This is a genomic window from Hyphomonas sp. (assembly GCF_013823385.1).
Classification (GTDB): Bacteria; Pseudomonadota; Alphaproteobacteria; order Caulobacterales; family Hyphomonadaceae; genus Hyphomonas.
Genome location: NZ_PNMA01000005.1, coordinates 139,850 through 163,392, shown reverse-complemented (window position 1 = coordinate 163,392; position 23,543 = coordinate 139,850). Strand labels below are relative to the sequence as shown.

At 63.4% G+C, this 23,543-nt stretch carries 21 protein-coding genes; 12 read left to right on the top strand and 9 right to left on the bottom strand.

The annotated features are described in order from the left end of the window. Positions 1–82: 82 nt before the first annotated feature. Entirely contained in the window at positions 83–367 is a 285-nt protein-coding gene (locus C0456_RS05460) for a hypothetical protein (RefSeq protein WP_035598924.1), read from the bottom strand. 199 nt (positions 368–566) lie between these two features. Here C0456_RS05460 and C0456_RS05455 point away from each other — a divergent pair, with 199 nt between their 5' ends. After that, positions 567–857 (top strand): helix-turn-helix transcriptional regulator, encoded by a 291-nt coding sequence (locus tag C0456_RS05455; RefSeq protein WP_241767906.1) that lies wholly within the window; start codon positions 567–569, stop codon positions 855–857. Between the two features lie 453 nt (positions 858–1,310). Here the strand turns inward: C0456_RS05455 and C0456_RS05450 are convergent, their stop codons facing one another. The 3 genes from C0456_RS05450 to C0456_RS05440 form a co-directional block, all read right to left on the bottom strand. Continuing rightward, on the bottom strand, positions 1,311–1,898 hold the full coding sequence (locus C0456_RS05450; protein ID WP_291049285.1) for a mobile mystery protein B: 588 nt from the start codon (positions 1,896–1,898) through the stop codon (positions 1,311–1,313). Positions 1,899–1,912: 14 nt separating this feature from the next. Beyond that, positions 1,913–2,377: a mobile mystery protein A gene (locus C0456_RS05445; protein WP_035598932.1), complete on the bottom strand. Its 465-nt coding sequence runs from the start codon at positions 2,375–2,377 to the stop codon at positions 1,913–1,915. Positions 2,378–2,540: 163 nt separating this feature from the next. Further along, positions 2,541–3,602, bottom strand: a complete 1,062-nt coding sequence (locus tag C0456_RS05440; RefSeq protein WP_035598934.1) for a site-specific integrase — start codon at positions 3,600–3,602, stop codon at positions 2,541–2,543. A gap of 110 nt (positions 3,603–3,712) precedes the next feature. On the opposite strand from C0456_RS05440, the gene dusA reads away from it, so the two are divergent. The 4 genes from dusA (at position 3,713) to C0456_RS05420 (ending at position 9,594) form a co-directional block, all read left to right on the top strand. Then, complete coding sequence (gene dusA / locus C0456_RS05435; protein ID WP_291049278.1) at positions 3,713–4,699, top strand: tRNA dihydrouridine(20/20a) synthase DusA; 987 nt, start codon at positions 3,713–3,715, stop codon at positions 4,697–4,699. A 66-nt stretch (positions 4,700–4,765) separates the two neighbouring features. Continuing rightward, on the top strand, positions 4,766–6,310 hold the full coding sequence (locus C0456_RS05430; protein ID WP_291049277.1) for a YifB family Mg chelatase-like AAA ATPase: 1,545 nt from the start codon (positions 4,766–4,768) through the stop codon (positions 6,308–6,310). A gap of 60 nt (positions 6,311–6,370) precedes the next feature. Further along, positions 6,371–7,861 carry an ATP-binding protein gene (locus C0456_RS05425; RefSeq protein ID WP_291049276.1) on the top strand — a complete coding sequence of 497 codons (1,491 nt, stop codon included), beginning with the start codon at positions 6,371–6,373 and terminating at the stop codon, positions 7,859–7,861. Beyond that, a complete protein-coding gene (locus C0456_RS05420) occupies positions 7,858–9,594 on the top strand; it encodes a hypothetical protein (RefSeq protein ID WP_291049274.1) in 1,737 nt (578 codons plus the stop codon). Before C0456_RS05425 ends, C0456_RS05420 begins: the two co-directional genes overlap by 4 nt. Before the next feature lie 20 nt (positions 9,595–9,614). On the opposite strand, the gene C0456_RS05415 is transcribed toward C0456_RS05420, so the two are convergent. After that, the gene (locus tag C0456_RS05415; protein ID WP_291049272.1) at positions 9,615–11,882 is read right to left on the bottom strand and encodes an NADP-dependent malic enzyme; all 2,268 of its coding nucleotides are present in this window, start codon (positions 11,880–11,882) and stop codon (positions 9,615–9,617) included. A 149-nt stretch (positions 11,883–12,031) separates the two neighbouring features. Here C0456_RS05415 and mutS point away from each other — a divergent pair, with 149 nt between their 5' ends. Beyond that, positions 12,032–14,704: a DNA mismatch repair protein MutS gene (gene mutS, locus C0456_RS05410; protein ID WP_291049270.1), complete on the top strand. Its 2,673-nt coding sequence runs from the start codon at positions 12,032–12,034 to the stop codon at positions 14,702–14,704. Positions 14,705–14,711: 7 nt separating this feature from the next. Here mutS and C0456_RS05405 read toward each other — a convergent pair whose 3' ends face one another. From C0456_RS05405 to C0456_RS05395, 3 genes are all read right to left on the bottom strand, one after another. Then, on the bottom strand, positions 14,712–15,125 hold the full coding sequence (locus C0456_RS05405; RefSeq protein ID WP_291049268.1) for a hypothetical protein: 414 nt from the start codon (positions 15,123–15,125) through the stop codon (positions 14,712–14,714). Between the two features lie 27 nt (positions 15,126–15,152). After that, on the bottom strand, positions 15,153–16,103 hold the full coding sequence (gene gshB / locus C0456_RS05400) for a glutathione synthase (protein WP_291049266.1): 951 nt from the start codon (positions 16,101–16,103) through the stop codon (positions 15,153–15,155). A 68-nt stretch (positions 16,104–16,171) separates the two neighbouring features. Then, positions 16,172–16,867 (bottom strand): BON domain-containing protein, encoded by a 696-nt coding sequence (locus C0456_RS05395; RefSeq protein ID WP_291049264.1) that lies wholly within the window; start codon positions 16,865–16,867, stop codon positions 16,172–16,174. 278 nt (positions 16,868–17,145) lie between these two features. Between C0456_RS05395 and rsfS the strand changes: the two genes are divergently transcribed. The 3 genes from rsfS (at position 17,146) to C0456_RS05380 (ending at position 19,376) form a co-directional block, all read left to right on the top strand. Further along, positions 17,146–17,499, top strand: coding sequence for a ribosome silencing factor (gene rsfS / locus C0456_RS05390; protein ID WP_367179213.1), 354 nt, complete (start codon positions 17,146–17,148; stop codon positions 17,497–17,499). 3 nt (positions 17,500–17,502) lie between these two features. Further along, positions 17,503–17,967 (top strand): 23S rRNA (pseudouridine(1915)-N(3))-methyltransferase RlmH, encoded by a 465-nt coding sequence (gene rlmH / locus C0456_RS05385; RefSeq protein WP_291049261.1) that lies wholly within the window; start codon positions 17,503–17,505, stop codon positions 17,965–17,967. A gap of 92 nt (positions 17,968–18,059) precedes the next feature. Beyond that, positions 18,060–19,376 (top strand): TAXI family TRAP transporter solute-binding subunit, encoded by a 1,317-nt coding sequence (locus C0456_RS05380; RefSeq protein WP_291049259.1) that lies wholly within the window; start codon positions 18,060–18,062, stop codon positions 19,374–19,376. 2 nt (positions 19,377–19,378) lie between these two features. Here C0456_RS05380 and C0456_RS05375 read toward each other — a convergent pair whose 3' ends face one another. Further along, positions 19,379–20,152: a LytTR family DNA-binding domain-containing protein gene (locus tag C0456_RS05375; RefSeq protein WP_291049257.1), complete on the bottom strand. Its 774-nt coding sequence runs from the start codon at positions 20,150–20,152 to the stop codon at positions 19,379–19,381. A gap of 170 nt (positions 20,153–20,322) precedes the next feature. Between C0456_RS05375 and C0456_RS05370 the strand changes: the two genes are divergently transcribed. The 3 genes from C0456_RS05370 to C0456_RS05360 all read left to right on the top strand — a co-directional run bounded on the left by C0456_RS05370 (position 20,323) and on the right by C0456_RS05360 (position 23,454). Further along, positions 20,323–20,868, top strand: coding sequence for a DUF2306 domain-containing protein (locus tag C0456_RS05370; protein WP_291049255.1), 546 nt, complete (start codon positions 20,323–20,325; stop codon positions 20,866–20,868). 69 nt (positions 20,869–20,937) lie between these two features. Next, the gene (locus C0456_RS05365) at positions 20,938–22,167 is read left to right on the top strand and encodes an alkaline phosphatase D family protein (RefSeq protein ID WP_291049253.1); all 1,230 of its coding nucleotides are present in this window, start codon (positions 20,938–20,940) and stop codon (positions 22,165–22,167) included. 36 nt (positions 22,168–22,203) lie between these two features. Beyond that, positions 22,204–23,454, top strand: a complete 1,251-nt coding sequence (locus C0456_RS05360; protein ID WP_291049251.1) for an MFS transporter — start codon at positions 22,204–22,206, stop codon at positions 23,452–23,454. The last annotated feature ends 89 nt before the right edge of the window (positions 23,455–23,543 follow it).

The window sequence follows — 23,543 nt, the reverse complement described above, 5'->3', positions numbered from 1 at the left end:
ATCAGAAGGTGACTGCGTTTGCGATGCGCCATTCATCAATTCTGGAGAGTGACTACTGAGCGATTTGAGAAACGTGGTCACACTACTTCTCTTCGAATGACATGCTCATTTTGTCGATAGCGACCCACAGGATGTCTTCTGCACGACCTGCTTGGCGCAGCACGAACTCCAAGGCGTTCAGTCTCTTGTAGAGAACAGGAGCATCTGCGGAGCCCCCATCAGCAAGTGTGAGGTCCACCAGGGCCCTGCCGGCCGTCAGTGCTCCGCTAAGATCAATCAGGGCATCCCCGGCGTCTGAGCTGATGTCGTCGAATGTTCTGGCTGGCTCCGGCGGCTCTTGGGCCTTGTTCAATGCTTTCCTTGCCATCTGAATTCTCCTGCGAACTTTTGGCAGTCATCATTTAAAACCGAGCAGCACTCGGGCGGATAAAACGTGCGCTTGCGGCTGCCTGTCTGATCGTGCGGTCAGCCCGGTCGGCGATGACTTCGTGCACAACCGAAGGCGTGCATGAAAACTGGTCCGCGCGACCAGAATCTGTTAGCAATGGCGTTACACTTTATGGGTAATGAAACGCCCTGAAAGTGTCAACCTAAATAGTGCAACAAAAGACATAAAAAGGGTAGTTATGATCCCTGCGCAATTGCGAGCTGCCCGAGCGATGCTCAACTGGAGTCAGTCGGAACTCGCCAGACGGGCGGAGCTGTCCGTCGAGACGATCAAACGCTTGGAGAGGATGGAAGGTAGTCTGGATGCGACAAAGGTTTCGACCTTGAGCGCAATCACCAAGGCTTTCGCCAAAGAAGGCATCGAGTTCACGAACGGCGATGCGCATGGGGTTCGGCTCCGGAAAAAATAGTGGTGCCGCAGTCCATTTCTCCGTGAGCTGAACAAGGCAAAGGTCTGAGGCGAAGCAAGCCGTCAGTACTCAGCGCCGATTGATTGCGCGCGCTCCAGGTAGTGCTAGCTGCCGCAAAGCCATCCTGCTCGCGGCGTTCATGCCGCCTTGCTATGTGGAGGCGGCGGAATGAACGCCGCTTCAAGAATCGTCAACCTTGATTCTGTCTTTGGATGAGCGGCATCGGGAGGATCTCTATTCTGCGCCTGGCGAGTAGGATGTGCTGCGCCCGCCAGCTTCGTCTTTTTGCAGGATGCCCAACGCGATGAGTTGCTCGATGTCGCGGCCTGCCACTGAACTTTCCTCCGGATGGGATTAAAGCCTCGGTGGTGTGAACACCTGCCGTTGTGAACATGGATACCGTGACCAGAATCAACGGAGATGGATATCGCCGGACGCTACCACTTTGCGTCATCACATCGAGGCATTCACAAAGTTCAGTATGGGATCAAAATCATTCGCATCCGCTGCTCGCAGCGCAGCGATGTATGCGGTGCGCCTTGCACTGTTGTTCGCTAAGTCGGCGCCACGCGCCCAGTCGACCGGCGGATGATCAAATGCCTCAGCGAGGAAAATGTCTGCGCTGATGCGCGCGTGACGGCCATTTCCGTTTGGGAACGGATGGATCCTGACAAGTTCGTGGTGGAGCCGGGCGGCAGCTTCCAATGGTGCATAGACTTTGTTTTCCGCCCAATACTGCGCGTTTCCCAGGAGTTGGCGGACCTGAACGCTGATCAAGCGCGGATCGATCCCAATGTTCTTCTCACGCAGCCGGTAGGTGCCCGCCCAGCGCCAGACATCGCCGAACAGGCGCCTGTGCAGCTCCCGCAGGAACTCGTCTGTCAGGATTGCGGTCTGGCGCCTGCCGGCGAGCCAGAGCAGCCCGGTTTCGATATTGGCCTGTTCGAGTTCGTTCAGCTCTCCACGCGTGGTGATGTGCTTCTGTCTCAAACCTTCCAGTTCATCCGGATCGAGCGGCGTCGCGCCTTCGGGTTCATCCATGATCCCGTTCATGGCTAGTCCCAGAAGTGAGAAGGGGGATCGGCAACGAGCGCGCGGGTGAGCCGATCAATCTCAGCCTTGTTCTGCTCCGCACTAAGCGATTGCTGTTCAAGGGCCATATGTGTCGCGGCCCGGCTGACGATCCTGGTCGCCTTTCGGCGAGCCTGAGCTTCGATGAGGTCATCCAACTCGCCGCTCGCCGGGACAATTGCATAGACAAATCGGCAGCCCATGGCTTCCGCCATGTCCTGCATCGTGCGGAGCGTCACGCCTCCCTCGGCTTCGGCAAGCTCGGCTTGCGAAATGCGCCCACGTGTCAGGGAAAGCCGTTTGCCCAGCTGCGTTCCGGACATGCCGAGGGCTTTGCGAACATTGGCAATCCAGCCCCCAGGCGGGGTTCTCAATGTGTTTGCGGGATTGCGCGCTGACTCGCTGATCTTGCGGGCAATCTGGCGGCGGGCCGTGTCTTTGACGCTCATTTGTCTATATATATGCAGACGGTTTCGACGATATTGTCTACTTATATATAGACGAATATAGTTTTTATGTCTATAAAAATATAGACTAATTTCGAAATTTGTCATTATATTTATAGACAAATGACTTTCGGAGCTACGCACGAGCGGCATATCCAGGCACATGTCATCCCAATTTCCTGTCCCGGGCTATGCGAACAATCGTGTCGGGGGAGAGGTGGGTGTAGCGCTTCAGCATCTTCCAGTCCTTGTGACCGGTGACGAGGGCAACCTGCTCAATCTGCAACCCGGCCTCGAAGAGGCGGCTGGTGCCTTCATGGCGAAGGTCATGGAAGTGAAGGTCTTCAATCCCAAGTTCCATGCAGGCCCGGTGGAACGCAGTCCCTATGGAGCGGGGATTGTAGGGGAAGATACGTCCCTTGTTCGTCGTGCTCCGGCGCTGCTCCATCAATAACTCCCAGGCATCATATCCGGTCAGGTCAACGAGCGGTACGCGCTGGTCATTGCCGTCCTTGTTACGCGGATCCTTGCGGTCACGGACGGTCACCGTGCGTCGGCGTTCGTCCATGTCAGGCCATTCGATGGAACAGATCTCCGACTGGCGCATCGCCGTCGCGACCGCGAACTTCACAAGCCGTGACATCGGAGACTTCTGCCGGGAGTTGCTATCAAAGTATGCAATGAGCTGGTCAATCTCCTCCTGCGTTGGCCTTCGGTCGCGCTCCTGCGCCTTGCCGACAAGGCCGAGCCGTTTCAGGGCGACGCGTGCAAGGTCAACCTGCTCGGGGCTGACAGATATGCCGTGGACCGCCGAGGCGTGGATGAGGATGGTCTTGATATAAGAGATATCAGCCGAAATGGTGGGCGGACCTGCGCCCTCGGCGCGGCGCTCACGCGCGAACTGGATGATCCGTTCACGGTCGAGAAGGTCGAACCTGACAGTACCAATTTTCTCCTTCAGCTTTTCGAGCGTGTAGGTCTTGGACCGGCGCAATGCCTTGCCGACTTCCAGCATGTCTGCGATGTGCAGGTCGATCAGGTGAGAGAAGGTCGAGAGATCATCCGGGATGTTCTTCGAGACGCTTTCACCCCGGTCGACCCGGCGCTCCATCTTGAGCGCCCATTCTTCAGCATCCTTGCGGCGCACAAAGCTCTGGGAGACATATCGACCCTTGCGTCTCACCTGGGCGCGCCAATCACCCTTTGGAAGTCTAAAAATGCTCGACATTTATGTGCGCTCCATGTGCACAGACAGATCAAATCCGGTACAAAAGGGTGCAAATCGGTGCACACAGACTGCACATGTTCGTGCTTTAGTCCCTTGATAGTACATAAAAAATGTTGAAAAAACAAGACTATAGATTCTCAGTCGCTCCGATGATGGACTGGACCGACCGGCATTGCCGGGCGTTCCATCGCACGCTGACGAAGCGCGCCCTGCTGTGGACGGAAATGGTGACGGCGGACGCTGTGATCCATGGGGACCGGGAGCGGCTGATCGGTTATAGTGAGGTTGAACACCCTCTTGTCCTCCAGTTGGGCGGGTCGGAGCCGGGCAAGCTGGCTGAAGCGGCGCGGATTGCCGAGGACTTTGGCTATGATGAGGTGAACCTCAATTGTGGCTGTCCGTCCGAGCGCGTGCAATCGGGCGCGTTTGGCGCCTGCCTTATGGCAGAGCCCGATCTGGTGGCCGAGTGTGTGGCGGCGATGCGCGGCGCGGTTTCGATTCCCGTGACAGTCAAGAACCGGATCGCGATTGATGATCTACCCGCGCGCGAAACACTGTTTACCTTTGTCGACAAGGTCTCGGCGGCCGGATGCTCCGTGTTCACCGTACATGCACGCAAGGCCTGGCTGAAGGGGCTGAGCCCGAAGGAGAACCGGGAGGTTCCTCCGCTGGACTATGGTCTCGTGGCAGAGCTGAAGGCGGCGCGGCCTGAGCTGGTCATTATTCTCAATGGCGGTATTTCGACGATTGATCAGTGCCGGGAGCACGCCAAGGTGTTCGATGGCGTCATGCTCGGCCGGGCGGCTTATCAGACGCCGGGCCTTCTGGGAGAGGTGGATGCGGCGCTGTTCGGTGAGGGCGCGCCCCTGGCGCCGGGAGACGCGGTACGGGCCTACGAGCCCTATATCGCCGCGCGCCTCGCGGAAGGCGTCAGCCTGCATGCGATGACACGGCATATGCTCGGCCTGTTTGCCGGCCAGCCCGGGGCGCGCCAATGGCGGCGCATCCTCTCGGAGCAGGGCGTGAAGAAGGGGGCGGGGCTCGACGTGCTCCGCGCCGCGCTCGGCGCGGTTGAGGGCGCTGCGCTGGCGGGTTAAATTTGTTCTTTCTTTGTTCGTATCATCGTGTTAACCTTTTCCAAGTTGGGAGAAGGGGCGCGCGGGATGGTTTGCCGGGTAACAACCTTTGCATTCGAGGGCGTTGAGGCCCAGCCGGTCGATGTCCAGGTCCAGCTGGTGGGCGGCAATCCGGCTTTTCATGTGGTCGGCCTGCCGGACAAGGCGGTCGGCGAAAGCCGGGAGCGGGTGCGCGCCGCCTTGATGGCGCTTGGCCTGGCGCTGCCGCCAAAACGTGTAATCGTGAACCTCGCGCCGGCCGACCTTCCGAAGGAGGGCAGCCATTATGATCTTGCCATTGCCCTCGCCCTGCTGGCGATCCTTGGGGTGATCCCGCAGGATCAGCTGGCACGTTACGCCGCGATGGGGGAGCTGTCACTGGATGGGCGTCTCGGGGTAACTGCCGGTGTGCTGCCCGCCGCGATGGCGGCCGAAGCGATGGGGCTCAGCCTCATCTGCCCGGCAGCAGGCGGGGCAGAGGCGGCTTGGTCGGGCGGCGACATTCTCCCTGCACCCAGCCTCATTGCCCTCATCAATCATTTCTCCGGCCGCGCGGTGCTGCGCCCGCCTGAAAAGGGAGAGCTGGAGGAAGAGGTTTCCGGCCCGGACCTGCGCGATGTAAAGGGGCAGGAAGGGGCCAAGCGCGTGCTGGAGATTGCAGCCGCCGGGGGGCATAATCTTCTCTTCTGCGGCCCGCCGGGGTCCGGCAAGTCGATGCTGGCCCAGCGTTTGCCGGGGCTCCTGCCGCCGCTGTCTGCGCGGGAGCTGTTGGAAGTTTCGCAGATCCAGTCGATTGCCGGCCTCCTGCAGCGCGGGGCGCTGTCACGTGCCCGGCCGTTCCGGGCGCCGCATCATTCAGCCTCGATGGCGGCGCTGGTCGGCGGCGGCATCCGTGCCAAGCCGGGCGAGGTGTCGCTCGCCCATCACGGTGTCCTGTTTCTGGACGAGCTGCCGGAATTTTCCTCCCAGGTGCTCGACAGCCTGCGCCAGCCACTGGAGGCGGGCGAAGCGATGATCGCGCGGGCCAACCGCCATGTGCGCTATCCGGCGCGGTTTCAGCTGATTGCCGCAATGAACCCCTGCCGGTGCGGGGGCGGACCCGGCGCGGCGGCCTGTTCGCGCGGGCCCCGTTGCGCGGCCGATTATCAGGCGCGGATTTCCGGGCCTTTCCTCGACCGGGTGGACCTCTTCTATGAAACCCCGCCGGTTACGGCGATGGACCTTGCCTTGCCGGCGCCCGCTGAAGGTTCGGCGGAGGTGCGCGTGCGCGTGGCGCAGGCGCGGGCGGTACAGGCGGAGCGTCTTGGCGGCCTCGGTGAGACGCTGCGCCCGGTCAATGCCGATATTCCGGCCGGGGCGCTGGACAAGGCTGTAATGCCGGATACTGCGGGCGCCGCGCTCCTGTCGGAGGCGTCGGAAAAGCTGCGGCTGACCGCGCGCGGCTACACCCGCGTCCTGAAAGTGGCGCGGACGATTGCCGATCTGGATGGGGTAGACGGCGTCCGCCGCGTACACCTCGCTGAAGCGCTCAGCTACCGGCACCGCCCGGTGGCGGAGGCGTCCCAGCCGGGCGCCGGCGCGCTTGCCAGATAGGTTTCAGAAGAGAGAGACGGTTAAGCCTCTGCTTAAGGCTTTCCGTTAGGCTGCCGGCCCATGACCCAGGATACGCCCCGCCCGGACGGCGCCGAGACGCCGGAACAGACATTCCTCGCCACGGCGAGCCATGAAATCCGCACGCCGCTCAATGGCATTCTGGGCACGGTCTCCCTGCTGCTGGAGACCGAGCTTTCGCCCGCGCAACGAGAATATGCCGAGACCATCCGGCTTTCCGGCGCGCGGCTGCTCGATCTCCTCAACAATGTGCTCGACTATGCCCGGCTGGACGCATCCGCCGTCGAGATCGAGGCGGAGGCTTTCTGCCCGGCGCGCCTCTGCGGGGAGGTGGTCGAACTGCTGAGCCCGCGCGCTCATGCGGCCGGGCTCGATCTGGCGGTGCGGTCTCTGCCCTCGCCGATGCCGGGGTTTCTGGGGGATGCGGGCCGCATCCGGCAGATACTGTTCAATCTTGTCGGCAATGCGCTGAAGTTCACCACGCGCGGCGCGGTGCTGGTCGATGCGGAGATCGTGCCCGGCGGGCTCGCCTTTCATATCCGCGATACCGGGCCGGGCATTTCGCCGGCCGATCAGGCACGCCTATTCGAAGCTTTCCGGCAGACTGCCGCCGGGGACGCGTATCGCGATGGGGGGGTTGGCCTTGGCCTCGCCATCGTCAAGCGCCTGACAGACCTTCTGGGCGGGCGCATTGAAGTCGTCTCTGCGCTGGGGGAGGGGGCGCGGTTCAGCGTCTTCCTTCCATTGCAAAGGTCTGGGGCGGCACCGTTGGAGCCGCTGCCGGTGATCGGGGGCCGGGTCGGGCTTGCCGGAGTGCCCCCCGCGACGAGCCTGGCTCTCTGCACCAGCCTGGCCGCGATGGGCGCCGAGGTGTTTCTCGTCGATACCGGCGCGGCGCCCCTGCCAGAGGGGATCGATGTCCTGCTCGTCGGGGCCGACCTTCCCGAAGGGATCGTTGCCGCGCTCGCGCGGCGGGCGGCTTCCCTGGTCGTGTTGCGCCCGGAAGACAGGGGTGCCATCGCCCGCTTCCGCGCCCTTGGCTGCGTCGGCTGGCTTGTCCGCCCGCTGCGTATGGGGTCGGTGGCCGAACGCATCCTGCTGGCGCGGTCCGGCGCAGATGCGGTGGAGGAGCAGGAAGCTATCGCCGGGGCGGGCCGCGTGCTGATCGCAGATGACAATCCTGTAAACGCCCTGATTGCGCGCCGTGCCTTGGAATCGGCCGGATTTACCGTAACAGTTGCGGCAACGGGCAGCGAAGCGCTTGAGGCTGCCGCCAGGATGGAGCCAGACCTTGTGCTGATGGATCTGCGAATGCCGGTCATGGATGGGTTTGAAGCGATGCGCCGTTTGCGCGCCGAGGGGTTCCCCGGGCCGATCATCGCGGTTTCTGCCGAGATCAATCCCGATATCGAGCGCCGGGCGCGAGACGCAGGCGCCGACGGCGTCGCTGCCAAGCCACTAGACGCGGAAGCCCTGCGCCGTCTGGCCCTGCGCTGGACAGGCCGCTCCGGCGCCGTTGCGGGGGCCGCATGACAGAGACCGTATTGGCGGCTGAGGCCAAGAAGCCGCCGCGTTTCATCCGCGCGCTGCGGGCCCTGAACGACCGGCGCATGGCGGCGATGCTGCTCCTTTCGCTGGCCGCCGGCCTGCCTTTTGGCGCGGTACTTGGCACGCTGAATGCCTGGCTGACGGTGGAGGGTGTGACGCCTTCAACCATCGGCACACTGTCACTCATCACGCTTGGGTATGCGTTCAAATATCTCTGGTCGCCTGCCTTTCAGGTGGCGCGCCATCCCAAGCCGTTTCTTGGCCCCCGGCGCACCTGGCTGATTTCGCTGCAGGTGCCGATTGCGGTCCTGCTGTTGATCCTGCCCTTTTCCAATCCGGCGAGCCAGATTGGCCTGATCGCGCTGGTTGCCCTTGGCGTGGCGCTGCTTTCGGCGACGCATGACACGGTGCTCGACGCCTGGCGCATCGAGGTCGCGCGCAGCGATGAAGACAAGGATCTGATGGCCGCGCTCTACCAGTTCGGCTATCGCGCCTCGACTTTCATTACCGGTTTCATGGCGCTGCTGCTGGCCGAGTATATCGGCTGGCAGATGGTCTATGGCCTGATCGCGTTGATGATGGTGCTGGCAATTTCCGGAACGTTCATTGCGCCGGAGCCAGAGCTTTCGGGCAAGCCCGCTGAGGCGCGTGAAAGCTTTCAGGCGACGGTGCCGGAAAAGCCCTTGCGTATCTTCACGGTTTTTGTAGCGGCTGGATGGGGCCTCGCCATCCTTATGATTGCCTGGCATGTTTTTGCCTCGCTCACCCAGGTGCCCCCACCCAGTGGCAGCGCGTTTGTTCGCGAGCAGGGGCCGATTATCGTGATCCTGACGGTTATGGTGCCAGCCACCTTGGCCGCTTACCTTCTGTGGCGCCATGGGCGCACGCCGGGCATTGCCGTGCCTGACAAGGCCGGAGACAGCCGGGCAGTACGTGTCGTGCATTCCCTCTTCCGGGCCATCTTTGACCCGCTGATGGAAATGATCGGCCGTCTCGGCTGGGGCGCGCTTCTGGTGCTGCTGCTGGCGCTGACCTACCGGTTTGCCGACGCGGTCTGGGGGGCGTTTGCTTATCCTTTCTATCTCGGTACGGACTATGGAGCGATCGGCCACACGATGGCAGATGTTGCGGTGGCCTCGAAATTCTTTGGCGTTCTGATGACAATGGCGGGCGCAGCCATCGGCGTCGTTATCATCAGCCTCATCGGGCGCATGCCCGTCTTGGTGATCGGCGCTGTTCTGGCCGCAGCCACCAATCTTCTCTTCGCAGACCTTGCGCGCGGCGGCATGGCAATTGATGCCTTCTTGGAATGGACAAGGCTCGCAGATCCGATCCGGGTGTTTGCCGGTTGGGCCGCGTCGATCTCTCCGGAAGGGCAGGGCGCCGAGGCAGGCGCCCGGATGGCGCGACTGATGCTGGCGATCGGGGGCGAAAACATCGCTGGCGGCTTTGCCAGCGTTGCGGTTGTGGCTTACCTCACATCGGTTGTGAACCCGCGCTTTGCTGCCGTTCAATATGCGCTGCTCGGCTCGCTGACCATGCTGATCGGCACGCTGGGGCGGCCCTGGCTGGGCGAAATGATCGAGCGCCACGGATATTATACCGTGTTCATCGTTACCTTCTGGCTCGGCGGGGTCGCGGTTGTGCTGTCCCTCCTCGAATGGCTGCGCATGGCCAGACAGAAAACTCCGGTCCCGCTGAGCGAGACCGGAGCCTGATAGTCTGAATTCTCCGGCGCTTAGACGCGGTCGGTATCGTAGGCGGCGATGGTGGCAAGGTCCACGATGTCGCCGACCGTGGCGCCCAGCGAGGCGATCTGCACGGGCTTTTCCAGACCGAACAGCATCGGGCCGATCACGGTGGCCCGGCTCATCGCTTCGAGCAGGTTGGTTGCAATCGAGGCGGAGTGGATGGCCGGCATGACCAGCACATTGGCCGGGCCGCTGAGGCGCGAGAAGGGGTAGATCAGCCGGTGATGCGGGTTCATCGCCACATCGGCATTGACGTCGCCCTCATATTCGAAATCAACGTCCTTGCACTGATCAAGGATGGCAACGGCCTCGCGCACGCGGTCTCCGCGCTCGCCCATCGGGTTGCCGAAGGTGGAGTAGGAGAGGAAGGCAACGCGCGGGGTGAAGCCAAGTCCGCGCACCGCGCGGGCCGCCTCCAGCGCAATATTGGCCAGCGTCGGCCCATCGGGCAGTTCATGCACGCTGGTGTCGGCAATGAAGATCGTCTTGCCGAGATTGATCACCATCGACATGCCGATAACGGCCTGGCCACCGATCGGGTCCAGCACCAGCATAGCGTCTTTCAGGGCGGCATCGTAATTCCGGGTCACGCCCGTCACCATGCCGTCAGCATCCCCATTCTTCAGCATGCAGCTGCCGAACACGTTCCGGTCCTGGTTCACGAGGCGCTGAACATCCCGTTTGAGATAGCCCTGCCGCTGCAGGCGGGCATACAGCATGTCCACATAGATCGGGTTCTTGTCCGAAAGGCGGGCATTGATGATGTCGAGTGAGCCGAGGGGGATGCCCATCTGCTCCATCGCCCGCTCCACCTGGGCTTCGCGGCCGATCAGGATCGGATGGCCAAGACCCTGGTTCTTGAAGCTGAAAGCGGCGCGCACAACGGCGGGCTCTTCGCCTTCGGCAAACACGATGCGGCGCTGGGTCTCGCGGGCGCGGGCCTGGACCCCCTGCAGGAAGGCCGCCGATGGGTCAGCCCGGCGCACGAGGCTGCGGCGATAGGCGTCCATGTCGGCAATCGGCTTGCGGGCCACGCCCGTATCCATCGCGGCCTGCGCCACGAAGGGCGGAATGAAGCTGATCAGGCGCGGATCGAACGGGCTCGGAATGATGTATTCGCGGCCAAAGCTGGGGCGCGCGCCATGATAAGCGGCGGCCACTTCATCGGGCACGTCCTCGCGGGCCAGCTCTGCCAGCGCGCGGGCGCAGGCGACCTTCATTTCCTCATTGATGCCGCGGGCGCGCACATCCAGGGCGCCGCGGAAAATATAAGGAAAGCCCAGAACGTTGTTGACCTGGTTGGGATAGTCGGAGCGACCGGTGGCGATGATGGCATCGCTGCGGACGGATTTGATTTCTTCCGGTGTGATTTCCGGGTCGGGATTGGCCATGGCGAAGATGATCGGGTCTTTCGCCATCGACTTGACCATGTCCTTGGTCACCGCGCCCTTGACCGAGAGGCCGAGGAACACATCGGCGCCGTCCATGGCTTCAGCCAGGGTCCGCTTCGCAGTCTTGACCGCGAAGGCAGATTTGAACTGGTCCATCTTTTCGGTGCGGCCTTCATAGACCACGCCGCCCGTGTCGCAGATCAGGATGTTTTCGCGCTTCACGCCCAGATGGCGGATGAGGCCGGCGACCGACAGGCCGGCGGCGCCCGCGCCGGAAACCGCAACCTTCACGTCCTTCAGCTCGCGCCCGGTAATGTGGCAGGCATTGATCAGGCCGGCAGCGGCGATGATGGCCGTGCCGTGCTGGTCGTCATGGAAGACCGGAATATCGAGTTCGTCGCGCAGGCGGCTCTCGATGATGAAGCAGGCGGGGGAGGAGATGTCCTCCAGGTTGATGCCGCCCCAGGTCGCGCCGATATTGCGCACCGTGCGGATGAAGTCCTCAACATCTGTTGTGTCAACTTCAACGTCAAAACTGTCGATATCTGCGAAGCGTTTGAAAAGAACAGACTTTCCTTCCATCACCGGCTTTGAGGCCATCGGCCCCAGATTGCCGAGCCCGAGGATTGCCGTGCCATTGGAGATCACCGCCACAAGGTTGCCCTTGGAGGTGTAATCATAAGCCCTGTCAGCGTTCTCCGCGATGGCGAGCACGGGGATGGCCACGCCGGGACTGTAGGCGAGCGAGAGGTCGCGCTGGGTCCCCATCGGCTTGGTCGGGATCATGGAGATCTTGCCGGCCGTCGGGTGGGAGTGGAAATCAAGGGCTTCCTGGTCAGTGAAGCTCGGGCGCTGCGTGGTCATCTCAGGTTCGCTCGGACGGTTGTTTTGTTGTTGTTGTCTCTATCAGTCCCCGTCTAGGCCGCCCCGGGGCCCCTGCCAACAGTGAAATGGCGTGCGCAGGTGCCGCACTGCTTTGCGAATCTGCTGGATGCGGGCTAGCTTGCCGCGCCATGCCAGACACCGCCCGTCCTCCCGCCGCCGCAGAACCGACGCCCTTCATGGCGCAGTATCTGTCGATCAAGGCACAGCATCCCGATGCGCTGCTGTTCTTCCGCATGGGCGATTTCTACGAGCTGTTCTTCGACGATGCCGTAGAGGCAGCCCGTATCCTGGACATCACCCTGACAGCGCGCGGCGAACATGACGGCAAGCCCATTCCGATGGCGGGCGTGCCCTATCACGCGGCAGAGGGCTATCTCGCCCGGCTGATCAAGGGCGGATGCCGGGTGGCGGTCTGCGAGCAGATCGAAACTCCGGCAGAGGCGAAGAAGCGCGGCTCCAAATCCATCGTCCAGCGCGGCGTTGTGCGGATCGTGACGCCCGGCACGCTGACCGAGGATGCTCTCTTGCCCGCCAGGCAGGGGCAGGCGCTGGCGGCAATTGCCTTTGCCGGAACGGGGGAGGCGGCCCTCGCCGTCTGTGATGTCTCAACCGGCGCGTTTGATCTGACCGCCATCCCGGCAGCGCGGCTGGGCGAGGCGCTGCTTGCCTGGCCGCTGAGCGAGCTGGTGATTGCGCAGGAAGATGCCGACCGTCCGCTCATTCTGGAAGCGCGCGGGTTTCTGAGCGCGCCGATTACCGAACGTCCCGGCCGCGCGGCGAGCGCCAAAACCGGCGAAGCCTTACTCAAGGAAGTGTTCGGGATTGCTGCGCTCGATTCCCTCGGTGAGTTCAGCCGGGTGGAGCTAGCGGCTGCCGGGCTGCTGCTTGATTACGTTAAACTGACCCAGGCCGGTGCGCCGATCCGCCTGCGCGCCCCGCGCCGGCCCGATGCGGGCGGCCTCCTGCTGATCGACCCGGCCACACGGGCCAGCCTTGAGATCGACCGCAGCATCAGCGGCGGGCGCGAAGGCACGCTGCTGGCGGTGATTGACCGGACGGTGACAGCGCCCGGCGCGCGCCTGCTTGCCGCCCGGCTTGCGCGCCCTTCCAGAAGCATCGCGGAGATCACAGCCCGCTATGATGCCGTTTCCCACCTGCTTGGCGATACTGGCCTGCTCGAAGATGTCCGCACCCGGCTGAAGGCGGCCCCTGATCTTGAGCGCGCCGTGATGCGCCTCAGCCTCGGGCGCGGTGGCCCGCGTGATCTTCTGGCGATTTCCAAGGCTGTGCTCTCGGGCGCTGAGGCGGCGGCGGTCCTGGGGCAGGGGCTGCCCCCGCGTCTGGCCGATGTGGCAGAGACGCTGGGCCTCACGGGCGCGCCCTCGGTGTGGGCGTTTGCCGAAGACCTGCTGCGCGCGCTGACTGAAGCGCCGCCGATGCTGGCGCGTGATGGCGGCTTCATCGCTGAGGGCTGGGACGCGGGGCTGGATGAAGTCCGTGCCCTGAGGGATGGCAGCCGCCGGGTGATTGCGGAGCTGCAGGCGAAGTATGCTGACCAGACGGGCATTTCTGCGCTGAAGGTCAAATTCAACAATGTGCTGGGCTATTTCATCGAGGTGCCGGCGGCCAAGGCCGATCCGATGCTGCGCGCGCCGCTCTCGTCAGACTTCATCCATCGCCAGACAATGGCAGGCGCCGTGCGCTTTTCCACGCATGAGCTTGCCGATCTGGCCGGCCGCATCAGCCGGGCCGAAGATGAAGCCAGGGCGCGCGAGATAGCACTGTTTGAGTCCTTCTGCCGCAAAGTAGAGGAGCTTGCCGGCCCGTTGGCGATCATCGCCGCTGCGCTGGCCGAACTCGATGTAGCAGCCAGCCATGCTGTGTGGGCCGCAGAGGTTGGCGCGGTGCGTCCGCAGCTTGATCCCCGCCCGGTCTTCGAGGCGAAGGGTTTGCGCCATCCGGTGGTCGAAGCGGCGCTGCGCCGGGAAGGCAAGGGTTTTACCGCAAATGATCTTGTTCTGGATGCGGACGGAAATGAAGGCGCCCGCTTCCTGCTGGTTACCGGCCCGAACATGGCGGGTAAATCGACCTATCTGCGCCAGTCGGCGCTCGCGGTGATCCTGGCGCAGGCAGGAGCCTTTGTTCCCGCCGCCTCGCTGCGGCTGGGCCTCGCCGACCGGGTCTTCTCCCGCGTGGGCGCTTCGGACGATCTCGCCCGTGGCCGGTCTACCTTCATGGTGGAAATGGTCGAGACCGCAGCGATCCTCAATCAGGCAACGCCGGAAAGCTTTGTTATCCTCGATGAGGTAGGCCGGGGCACGGCCACCTGGGACGGCCTCGCCATTGCCTGGGCGGCGGCCGAACATCTTCACGATACGAACAGATGCCGCGCCATCTTCGCCACCCATTATCATGAGCTGACAGACCTTGCCGGGCGCCTGCCTGCAGCGGCGAATGCCTCGCTCAAGGCGCGCGAATGGAAGCAGGAACTGATCGTCCTGCATGAGGTTCAGCCCGGCCCGGCTGACCGCTCCTATGGCGTGCAGGTGGCGCGGCTTGCCGGCTTGCCGCGCTCGGCGGTGACGCGCGCAGGCCAAATCCTGAAGAAGCTGGAGGCAGGCCCTGCGGCCGCAGAAAGCCTGCCGCTCTTTGCCATGGTCGCCGAAGATCCGGCCCCGGAGTTTTCCGAGGAAAGCTCAGCGGTGATTGAAGCGCTGGCGGCAGCCGATCCGGACAACCTTACGCCGCGTGAGGCCCTGCAGCTTGTTTATCGCCTGAAGGAACTCAGCCGGGGCGGGTAGTCCGCGCTCAGTTGGGCAGGCGGACGATCTCGTCTTCATCGGAAGGTTTGATGGGCAGGGTAGGATCAGCCAGTGGGGCTGAGGGATCTGCGAGTTCATCGAGATTGATGCCGAGATCGAGGCTCTCGCCAAAATTGCCGCCGCCAAGTCCGCCCGCGCCCAGCACGGTGCTGCCCTGACCGGAGCCGCCAAGGCCGCCGGATCCGAGCAGGCGCGTTCCGCTGTCCTGCGGCTGGCCGATATTGAGGTTCAGCGTGCCGCTGAGCTCGCTCCCGGCGCTTGCCGTGGCGGTGTCGATGGGAAGTGTTTCCCCTTCCACGGGCGCGGCCGGGGTTGCCTCAGCTGAGGACTTTGCCGGGTCCGAGCAGGCAGTGCCAGCAAGGGCGAAGGAGAAGAGAAGCGCGGCGGTCAGCGGTTTCATGATCATTCTCCGTAAATGGCGCAGGCGTCAGCCGGCAGCAAGCTTTGCCTGCACAACGTCCCAGAATTTGGCAGCCGCATCAATGCCTGACAGCCGCTTGAGGGCCTGCAAGCCAGTGGGCGAGGTGACGTTGACCTCAGTGAGGCGCCCCCCGATCACATCGATACCGGTCAGCGTCAGCCCCCGGCGGCGCAATTCCGGCCCGATGGCTTCGCAGATATTCCGGTCCGCGCCGGAAAGCTCGGTGGCTGCAGCGGTCCCGCCGACGACCAGGTTTGACCGGACCTGTCCGGTCTTTGGCCGCCGGTTGATGGCGCCCACCGGTTCCCCATCGATCAGGATGATGCGCTTGTCGCCTTCAGAAACCGCAGGCAGGAAAGCCTGCACCATCACCGGTTCGGGCGAGCGGGAGAAGAACAGCTCCAGCAGGGAGTCGAGGTTGGAATCATCATATTTGAGGCGGAAGACGCCGGCGCCGCCATGGCCATAGAGCGGCTTGACGATGATATCCCGGTATTCTTCGCGGAAAGCGTCGATCACCTGCCGGTCACGGCTCACCAGCGTCGGCGGCATGATTTCCGGGAACAGCAGCGGGAAGATCTTCTCCGGGCTGGAGCGCACTCCGGCCGGATCATTGACCACCAGCGTCTGGTTGGTGACCATTTCCAGAAGGTGGCAGGCCGTTATGTAGGCCATGTCAAAAGGCGGATCCTGACGCATCAGGACGACATCCACGTCACGCGCAATGTCGATTTTCTGGTGGGCCCCGAAGATACCCGGCGTCTCGCGCACGCGCTGAACCTTTGCCGGCCGCGCCCAGGCGATTACCCGGCCTTCGCGGAAAGAAAGGTCGCCGGGACCATAGACGAACATCTTCGCGCCGCGCGCCTGCGCCACTTCGGCGAGGGCAAAGGTTGTATCCCCGTCGATATTGACCCGCTCCAGCGGGTCCATCTGGATGGCAATGCGAAGCGTCACGCGTCAGTCCCTTCCGGTGTTCCCGGAAGGAGGGGCAGGGGCGTTGAGCCCCTGCGCCCGCTTCCGGCTCAATAGCTTGCGCCGCGGAGTTCCGGCAGCGCCTGGCTGTCATATGACGTGTCCGGCACCGGTTGGTAAGAGGGAGAAGGAGAAACGGGCATCTGCGTCGTCGGCGCAGCAGGGCGGCGGTTGTCCTCGACCAGCCGCATATAGGAAACCACCTGTTTCACCCCGCCAACCACACTTGCTTCCTCCGCGGCCCTGCGCAGTTCCTCCGGAGAGCGGGCGATGCCCATCAGGTAGACTACGCCATTATAGGTTTCGACATTGACGTTGATGCTCTTCACCGTGCTGGAGCCGATCAGGCGCGAGCGGACCCTGGCGCTGATGAGCTCATCGGCAACATTGGCGAAGAAGCCGCCCGGCTGCTCGATGGCCAGTTCATTGGCGACATCCTGGGTGTAAACCGATGTCCAGGCGATGCCTTCGGCGCGGGTGCGGTCTTCGGCCGAATAAACCCGGCCTGTCAGCAGCACCAGGCCACCGGAGACTTCCACGGCCACCTCACCGAACCGGCTGGAACTTTCCGACAAGAGGCGGGCCTTGATCTCGTTGGAGGCGCCGATGTCATCGATGGTCTGCCCGACCGTCTGGTCCTTTGAGGCTGCAAAGCCGGCAGCGCCCACGGCCCCGACAGCGGCCACCGCGCAATTGGAAAGCGGGAGAAGGGCAATCAGCGGAAGAAGGAGGAAAGGGGCACGCATATGAGGGTTCCTGAGAATGGCGGCGGAATTTTCCGATTACATTGCCGAAAGATACGGCGATTTTCCGGCAAACTATATTTAATTCCCTGTATCCCTGCTGAACGAGGCTGCAAGCCTTGAGAGGCGGGCAGGCGGGCGGATAGCTGTCCTGATCGGTCCCTATGGGCTTTTTGCTGGTTGAAACCGGCCTTGCATGATAGTTTCAAGGCCCAGTAGCCAAAGGAGCCCTTGCCCTGTCATCCGCCACATCCCGCGCACAGCCCCCGAAAAGCGTTACGATCGAAGAGATCAGATCGGTCGCTGATGCGCTTTGCAAAGTCCTTGAAGACGATAAAGCTGAAGACCTGATCCTGGTCGAACTTCAGGGCAAATCCTCTCTCGCCGATTTCATGATCATCGCCTCTGGCCGGTCGGGCCGCCATGTGGCGGCGCTGGCAACGCATGTCGCCGAGGAAGTGAAAAAGCTCACCGGGCGCAAACCCAGCGTCGAAGGCATGCCCAATGCTGACTGGGTGCTGATCGATACCGGCGACGTGATCGTCCACCTGTTCCGTCCTGAAGTGCGTGAATTCTACAATCTCGAGAAGATCTGGGTTTCCGACAAGCCGGTCCACCGCGCCAGCCCGGCCTGAGGCATGCGCCTCCAGATACTCGGCGTCGGCCGTCTGAAGGACGGGCCGGAGCGCGACCTCACCGATGATTATCTCCGCCGCGCCTCTGCCATGGCGCGCGGTCTTGGATTCCGCGGTCCCGAAGAAGCCGAAGTCGCCAGCGGCGGCGGCATGGAAGCCGAAGGCGCCCGCCTGCTTGCCCGTATCCCCGAAGGCGCGCGCATCATCCGCCTGGACGAGGGCGGGGAGAACCTCACATCCGATGCCTTTGCTTCCCGCCTGTCCCGCTGGCGAGACGATGGGATGCGCGACGCCTGTTTCCTGATCGGCGGTGCTGAAGGCTATTCGCCGGAGGTGCGCACGGCCGCGCCGCAGACGCTGGCCTTCGGCGTGCAGACATGGCCCCACCGGCTGGTGCGCGCGATGCTGGCCGAACAGATCTACCGGGCCCTGACGATCCTTGCCGGCACGCCCTATCACAAGGCCTGATCCCAGGCCGGAAGCGTGGCTTTGACCGCTTCGGCAGTTGCACTCGCGGCGTTGCCGGTTCTAATGACGCCTGCTGGAACAGGGGTGTCAGCATGAGCGGGACAGGACGACGAATGCCGGGCAGGGACTTCTGGAAAATCTACGGCCCATTGATCGCCGTGGCGCTGATCGGCTTCATCTGGGCGCTGTCGGCGATGGATCCCGCCCCGCCCAAATCCATCCGCTTTGCTGCCGGCGCCCCTGGCGGGGCCTATTACGCCTATGCCGAACGATATCAGCGCCTGCTCGAAGAACAGGGGATTGAGGTCCACCTCATCGATACCCAGGGCTCCATCGACAATCTGCGGATGCTGGAAGCCGGAGAGGTGGATATCGCCATCGTCCAGGGCGGCCTTGCCAACAGCAAGGATGCCGAACTTTTGCGTTCGGCGGGCGGCATTTTCGAAGAGCCCTTCTGGGTATTCGTCCGCGCCGATTACCCGGCCGAAAGTTTCGGGGATCTGCGCGATGCGCGCCTGTCGATCGGGGCGGAAGGCTCTGGTACGCGGGCCCTCGCGCAGTCGATCCAGCAGCAATATGGCGGTGTCTGGCCAGAGGCGGCGCGCCAGTCGCTCGGCAGCACGGATTCCCAGGCGGCGCTTTTCGCTGGCGAGATCGACGCGGCCGCCTTTGCAGCCTCCCCGGGGGCTGCCTATATCCAGGCGCTGATGCGGTCCGCAGAGGTGCGGCTTCTCCCCTTCGACCGGGCCGAAGCGCTGGCCCGGCGAGAAGAGTCCCTCTCGGCGGTAACGCTGATCCGCGGAGTGATCGATGTCGGCGCCGACATCCCCTCCGAAGACGTGCCCCTGGTGGCAGCCATTGCGCAGTTGACGGTTCACAAGGACATTCACCCGGCCATTGAAGCAGTCTTGCTGGATACCGCGATGCTGATCCATTCCGAGCCGAGCCTCTTCAACAAGGGCGGCCAGTTTCCGAACATGACGAATGTGGATCTGCCGGTCAGCAAGCAGGTCGCCCGCTATTATCAGGATGGCCCGTCATTCCTGCGCCGGTATTTCCCGTTCAGCGTGGCGAATTTTCTTGACCGGGCCTGGGTGCTGGCCATCCCGCTGCTGACGCTGGCCTTCCCGCTGGTGCGGGCTGCTCCGCCCATCTATCGCTGGCGCGTACGCCGGAAGATTTACGTGTGGTACAAGGATCTGCGGGAACTTGAGGCGCAGGGCAGGGCGCTGCCGAAGGGCGCGGCCCGGCTCAGCGTCGAGAAACAGCTCGAGCGTCTGCAGATCGAGGTGGGAAAGCTGGAAGTGCCGCTGTCCTACACCGACGATCTCTACCGCCTGCGCAGCCATATAGAGTTCGTGAAACAGCTGCTCGTGTCGAGCGAGCCGGTCACCGGCGTCACGATGTAGGGTCAGGCGGCAAGGCCGGCCGCCTTTACCTCCGCCTGAAACGTTCGTGAGACGGGGGCTTCCTTGCCTGAAAGAAGCACCAGGCTCAGCTTGCCACCCAGTTTGCGGGTGTCGCGCACGCCATCCTTCGCCACCCACCAGGACCGGTGAACCTGCAGGCCATCTGCCCCAGCCAGTTCGCGCATGGCGTCGGCCAGCCGCATAAGGATCAGCTCCTCGCCATGGCTGGTATGGATGCGCAGGTAATGATCCTCCGCGCTGACGGCATAAAGTTTTGCCGTTCGATACTTTACCGGCAGACGGGAGAGGAAGGTTTCCTCGGGGCTGGCGCCCTTCACTGGCTCAGTCACCGGTGCCAGCACCGTGCGCTCGATCATGAAGCCCACAGCGGTCACCGCTGCCGCGAGGACCCAGACCAGGCCAAACAGGCGGGGCAGATAGCCCGGCGGAATAGCCCGGCCCGAGATCACGGCTTCCAGGAGGATGATCATGGCCGTGACCGCCAGGGCGGATGTCACCGACATGATCGCCATCATGGCCGGCACCGGAACCTTCTGGCCAGATCGTTCCATGACGGTCCGCGTCGTCTCAGCAGAGAGGCCGCCGGTGAGGACAAGGCCGGTCCAGTACAGATAGGCCGCCCAGAGCGGCAGGCTCCCCGAAGCGTTATAGGGGCTGATGATCGTCAGGAACGCGCCGATCACGGCATATATGCCGATCTCCCGGAGGCGCCGTGTCCAGTCACCCGCGTTTCCCAACCGAAAATCCCCTCGCATTTCGCGCTTCGTGAGTTGTTTTGGCTGCATTTCACGAAGGATTCCAGACCGGACACGCACGCGCTGTGGCGGCGCCAGCGAGGGGCGGCAGATTGGTGGCATCAGAGCCAGAGGGGCATGCCCGGCGGCCCTGATCCAACCCAAACATTCTGCTTCTGGAGCCCAACACCATGATTTCGATCGCCGCCGCCCAACGCGAGAACCCGCTTCGCCGGTTGCGCCAGCGCCACCCCAACAAGATCGTCTTTGCCATTGCGCTGGGCGTCTATTGGGGGCTCAGCCATGTGATGCTCCAAGGGGAGGGGCCGGTCAGGGTCCGGGTGGATCTGGCACCGCTGCTGCAATCCCCGCTGGTGCTGCAGGCGCATGTGGGCGGAGCCTTACTGGCTTTCGCCATCGGTTGCGTCTTGCTGGCAGGGGTGAAGGGGCGGGCCATGCATCGCACGCTTGGCTATGTCTGGGTGGCGGCCATGGCGATCACGGCGATCAGCTCCTTCTTCCTGCAGAGCATCAATCCGGGCGGGTTCAGCCTCATCCATGCCCTGTCGGCTTGGACGATGATCGTGCTGCCCATGGGGCTGGCTGCGGCGCGGCGGAAGAACATTTCCAAACACCGTAAGGAAATGACCGGCCTCTTCGTCGGAGGGCTTGTGGTGGCCGGATTGTTCAGCTTCCTGCCCGGAAGACTGATGTGGCATCTGTTCTTTGCCGTGTGAGGCAATCGGGGCTTTAAACCTGTCACAAAGCGCCGTTACAGTTCCTCCGAGGGTCATCAGGAGGACAAAATGGGACAGTTTCGAACACTTTCGGTCATTCCAGCCGCCATCCTGGCGCTGGCGTCGTGTCAAACCCCGGCGCCGGCGCCTGCTGCCGGATTGGTCACCGGTCAGGTAGCGGTTCTGCCGGACGAACTCCTGTCTCCCGCCAGCGCCGAAGCTGCACTGGAATTCTACTATCGCACGCTGCCGGATGACTTCTTCCCCCGCGCGCCCAGAGGTCTCCCGCTGCCCGGCGATCAGGATGTGCTCACCCGCATCCTTGTCGGCTCCTGCTTCAATGAAGAGACGCCGGACGGGACTGCGATGTCGACCGTCGCCGCGCAGGACGCCGACCTCTTCCTGATGATCGGCGACAATGTCTACGGCGACATGGACGGGCGGGCCTATATCAGCAATCAGGCGACCCTGGATGAGCTGCGCGAGAGCTTCAGCGATCTGGCCGCGCGCCCCGAATTCCTGGCCCTGCGCGCAAAGCACCCGATGATGGTGGCCTGGGACGATCATGATTACGGCGCCAATGATGCGGGCCGCGAGTTCCCGTTCCGCCGCCTGGCCGAGCGGATTCATGAACGCTTCTGGGGTCTTGAGAATCAGGATGTCGGCGCCTGGCCGGGCACCTATTACGCCCGCAGCTTTGGCCCTGAAGGTCAGCGCGTCCAGATCATCATGCTGGACACCCGTTTCTTCCGCTCGCCGCTGGAACCCACCGACGAATGGGGCGCCAAAGGTAAGGAGCGGTACGTTCCGTCTTCTTCTGAAGGGCAGGACATGCTGGGCAATGACCAGTGGACCTGGCTGGAAAACCAGCTTCAGGAAGAGGCTGACCTGCGCCTCATCGTTTCCTCGATCCAGGTGATGACGACTGACGGCCATGGCTTTGAGGCCTGGTCGCGCCTGCCCGCAGAGCAGGAGCGGCTCTACCGTCTGATTGCCGAAACCGAGGCTGAAGGCGTCGTGTTCGTTTCCGGCGACCGGCACACGGCTTTCCTCTACAAGGACGACGCCGCGCTGCCTTATCCCGCCTACGAGATCACCGCCTCCTCGATGAATGTCTCGATGCGGGATACCTCTGATGAGGTGGACCGCGCGCAGATCGGGCCGGGCTATGCCCCCAACAATTTCGGCGCCATCGAAATTGATTGGGAAAGCGGTACGGTCCGTCTTGCCATCAAGAGCGACACCGGCGACACCGTGAATGAAGTGGTTGCGCCATTCCGGGGTGCCGCCGGAGAGTAAGACGCGCGCCGCTGCCCGGCCCGCCGAGACGAGGCCATGACCGACACCCGCTCCGTTCTTGCGCTGATCCTGTCGGTGATGATCCTGCAGCTGGCGGGCGGGCTGACCGGCATCCTGACGCCGCTCGGCCTTGAGCAGCTGGGGGTTGATGCCTCGCTGATCGGATTTGTTGCGGCGATGAATGCGGCCGGCTTCATGCTGGGGGCGTGGACCTCGCCGCGGGCGCTCGCCCTGGTCGGCAATATCCGTCTCTTCGCGGCCGGGGCGGGGGTCAGCGCGGCGGGCATTCTCTCGCTGGCCCTGATCCAGGAGGCGCCGTTCTGGGCGCTGATCCGCGTGCTGCAGGGCGTGGCGTTTGCCTACATGTTCACCAGCATCGAAAGCTGGCTGGGGGAGGCGGTGCCCGCCCGGTCTCGCGGAAATGTGATGGGCGTTTATCACACCGCCGCCAAGCTCTCGCTGATCGTCGGGCCGTTCTTTCTGGCGGGGCTCTCCCCGCTCGACAGCCGGTCGTATATCTGGGCGGGCCTGTTCCTGGCGCTGGCGCTGGTGCCAACCTGCCTGACAAAGCTGAAAGAGCCCCCGCCGCCAGACCGGAAAGCCATGCCGCTCGGCCAGTTGTTCGACATTGCGCCCGCCGCCGTCATCGGGGTGGTTGGCGCCGGGCTCGTCAATACCGGCACGCTGGCGCTGCTGCCGGTCTATTTCGAGAAGTTCGAGCTGGCAGGCGGAGGCACGGCCGCGGCCGCCATCGCCATTGCCATCGCCTGGATCGGCGGCCTGATCGTGCAATGGCCGGCCGGGCGTCTCTCCGACATCATCGACCGGCGGCTGGTTGTCGCGGGGCTGACCGGCATAGCCGGGGCGGCGGCCATCCTGATTGCCGTCTTCGGCGCGGTGATCGGCGAAACCGGCGTGCTGGTGCTGATCGGTGTCTGGGGGGCAGGGGCGCTCTGTTTCTACGGCATCTGCGTGTCCCATGCGATTGACCGCACCCCGCAGGGACAGGTGCCGCAGGTGATGTCGGGCCTGTTATTTGTCTGGGCCGCCGGATCGATTGCAGGGCCGCTGATTTCCGGTGTCGTGATGCGGCTGGCGGGCGCGGTCGGGCTCTTTGGGTTTGCCGGCGTAATGCTGGGCCTGCTGGCGCTCTACATGATCGTGCGGGTTCGCCAGCGCGCCCCGGCCGAGTCTCCCCCGGCAGGGGAGCGTGGCCCCATCCTGCCCAGCCCGCTGGCGAGCGTTGAAATCATGCCCCGTGACCCCACGGAAGGAGAGCAAAGCTAAGTACGCGACTTGGTACTCAGCCTGTTGCAGCATCATTTCAGGCGTGTATATAGCCGCCCTGTCAAAGAGGAACGGAAACGGTAACCGGC